General features: G+C 72.9%; 3 protein-coding genes. All 3 read left to right on the plus strand.

All coding sequences use genetic code 11. The features are described from left to right. The coding region (locus AC2VOR_RS04515; RefSeq protein ID WP_486963271.1) for a quinolinate synthase at positions 1-670 on the plus strand (670 nt) is incomplete at its 5' end. Beyond that, entirely contained in the window at positions 667-2,253 is a 1,587-nt protein-coding gene (locus AC2VOR_RS04520) for an L-aspartate oxidase (RefSeq protein WP_486963272.1), read from the plus strand. The genes AC2VOR_RS04515 and AC2VOR_RS04520, both read left to right, overlap by 4 nt. A 2-nt stretch (positions 2,254-2,255) precedes the next feature. Continuing rightward, a partial coding sequence (gene nadC / locus AC2VOR_RS04525; RefSeq protein WP_486963273.1) for a carboxylating nicotinate-nucleotide diphosphorylase occupies positions 2,256-3,108 on the plus strand: 853 nt, incomplete at its 3' end.

Here is a 3,108-nt window from a genome sequence, read left to right on the forward strand (position 1 = left end):
CTGGAAGGACGAACACCCCGGCGCCGTCGTCGTCTCCTACGTCAACACCAGCGCGGCGGTCAAGGCGCTCACCGACATCTGCTGCACGTCGTCCAACGCCGTCGACGTCGTCGCATCCATCGACCCCGACCGCGAGGTGCTGTTCTGCCCGGACCAGTTCCTGGGCGCGCACGTCCGTCGCGTCACCGGGCGCACCAACCTGCACGTGTGGTCCGGCGAATGCCACGTGCACGCCGGCATCAACGGCGACGAACTCGCCGACCGGGCGCGCGCGAACCCCGACGCCGAACTGTATGTGCATCCCGAATGTGGTTGTGCCACTTCGGCGTTGTACCTCGCTGGCGAGGGCGCGTTCCCGGCGGACCGGGTGAAGATTTTGTCCACCGGCGGCATGCTGGACGCCGCCAACGCCACGCAGGCCCGCAAGGTGCTGGTCGCCACCGAGGTTGGCATGCTCTACCAATTGCGCCGGGCGGCACCGGAAGTGGACTTCCAGGCGGTCAACGACCGCGCGTCGTGCCGCTACATGAAGATGATCACCCCCGCGGCCCTGCTGCGCTGCCTGGTCGACGGCGCCGACGAGGTCGATGTCGACCCGGAGATCGCCGCGGCGGGGCGGCGCAGCGTGCAGCGCATGATCGCGATCGGGCAGCCGGGCGGCGGGGAATGATCACCGCTGCGGCGTGGACGGACAGCGCCGACGTCGTCGTGATCGGTACGGGCGTCGGCGGGTTGGCCGCCGCCCTGGCCGCTCAGCGCGCCGGCCGCCGCGTCGTGGTGCTGTCCAAGGCCGATCAGACCCACGGCGCGACCGCCACGCACTACGCGCAGGGCGGCATCGCGGTGGTGCTGCCCGACAACCCGGAAAATCAAGACTCGGTCGACGCCCACGTCGCCGACACCCTGGCCGCCGGCGCGGGCTTGTGCGATCCCGACGCGGTCACCTCGATCGTCGCCGACGGCTACCGCGCGGTGACCGAATTGGTCGGTGACGGAGCACGATTCGACGAAGCGGCCCCCGGCCGGTGGGCGCTGACGCGCGAGGGCGGGCATTCCCGGCGCCGGATCGTGCACGCCGGTGGCGACGCCACGGGCGCCGAGGTGCAGCGCGCACTCGACCATGCGGCGGCCGTCCTGGACATCCGCACCGGCCACGTGGCCCTGCGGGTGCTGCGCGACGAGGGGGCGGTCACCGGGGTGCTGGTGGGCAACCTGGACGGCCACGGGATCATCAGCGCGCCGTCGGTGATCCTGGCCTCCGGCGGGCTCGGGCAGCTCTACGGCGCCACCACCAACCCGAGCGGGTCGACCGGCGACGGGATCGCGCTGGCGCTGTGGGCCGGGGTGGCGGTCAGCGACGTCGAGTTCATCCAGTTCCACCCGACGATGCTGTTCCGGGGCGGAGCGGGCGGGCGCCGCCCGCTGGTCACCGAGGCGATCCGCGGTGAGGGCGCGATACTGCTCGACCAGCAGGGCAATTCGATCATGGCCGGCGTTCACCCGATGGCGGATCTGGCGCCGCGCGACATCGTCGCGGCCGCGATCGACGCCCGGATGAGGGCCACCGGCGACCCCTACGTCCTGCTCGACGCCCGCGGCATCGAGGGCTTCGAGACCCGGTTCCCGACCGTCACCGCCGCGTGCCGGGCCGTCGGCATCGACCCCGTCCGCCAGCCCATGCCGGTGGTGCCGGGCGCGCACTACAGCTGCGGCGGCATCGTCACCGACGTGTCCGGCCGCACCGAGCTGCCGGGGCTGTTCGCTGCCGGAGAGGTGGCGCGCACCGGGATGCACGGCGCGAACCGCCTGGCGTCCAACAGCCTGTTGGAAGGGCTGGTGGTCGGCGGCCGCGCCGGCAAGGCCGCGGCCGCGCACGCGTCGGCGGCCGGACGGGTGCACGCCGAGGTGCCCGAGCCGCTGACCTACACCGCGCCGCGCCGCGAGGACCTGCAGCGCGCGCTGAGCCGTGACGCGGCGGTCGTGCGGGATGCGGCCGGGCTGCAGCGGCTGTCCGAGACCTTGGCGGGGGCGCCGGTGCGTCGCGTCGCGGGACGGCACGATTTCGAGGACGTCGCCCTGACGATGACGGCCCGCGTGGTGACCGCCGCGGCCCTGGCCCGCACCGAGAGCCGGGGTTGCCACCATCGCGCCGAATACCCCGACGCGGCGCCGGGGCGGGTCGCTCCCAGCGTTCTGCGGTTGGCCGGGGACCGCGCGTCGGTGCTGGTCGAAACGGTGGCGACGGTCGGGTGACGATGCTTTCCGACGCCGAACGGGCCGCCGCTCTGGACACCATCCGGCGTGGTCTCGACGAGGATCTGTGCTACGGGCCCGACGTGACCACGCTGGCGACGGTTCCCGGTGACGCTGTGGCCACCGCGTCGATGGTGCCCCGCGAGCCCGGCGTGGTCGCCGGGGTGGACGTCGCGTTGCTGGTGCTCGACGAGGTGCTCGGTGCCGGCGGCTACGAGGTTTTGCACCGTGTCGAGGACGGGGTCCGCCTGCAGCCGGGGGAGGCGCTGCTGACCGTGCAGACGCCCACCCGCGGGCTGCTGACCGCGGAGCGCACCATGCTGAACCTGATCTGTCACCTGTCGGGGATCGCCACCGCGACCGCGGCCTGGGTGGTGGCCGTGGAGGGCACCAAGGCCAAGATCCGCGACACCCGCAAAACCCTGCCCGGCCTGCGGCTGCTGCAGAAATACGCGGTGCGCGTCGGCGGGGGCGTCAACCACCGGCTCGGCCTCGGCGACGCCGCCTTGATCAAGGACAATCACGTGGTGGCCGCCGGGTCGGTGGTCGAGGCGCTGCGCGCGGTGCGGGAGACGGCCCCCGACCTGCCCTGCGAGGTCGAGGTCGACTCCCTCGAGCAGCTGGATGCGGTGCTGGCCGAGAAGCCCGAGCTGGTCCTGCTGGACAACTTCCCGGTGTGGCAGACACAGATCGCCGTGCAGCGCCGCGACACCCGTGCACCGACCGTGCTGCTGGAGTCGTCGGGCGGGCTCAGCCTCGACACGGCGGCGACCTACGCCGCCACCGGCGTGGACTACCTGGCCGTCGGGGCGCTCACCCATTCGGTGCGCGTGCTCGACATCGGCCTGGACATGT

This window comes from Mycobacterium sp. TH-M103 (genome assembly GCF_057473785.1).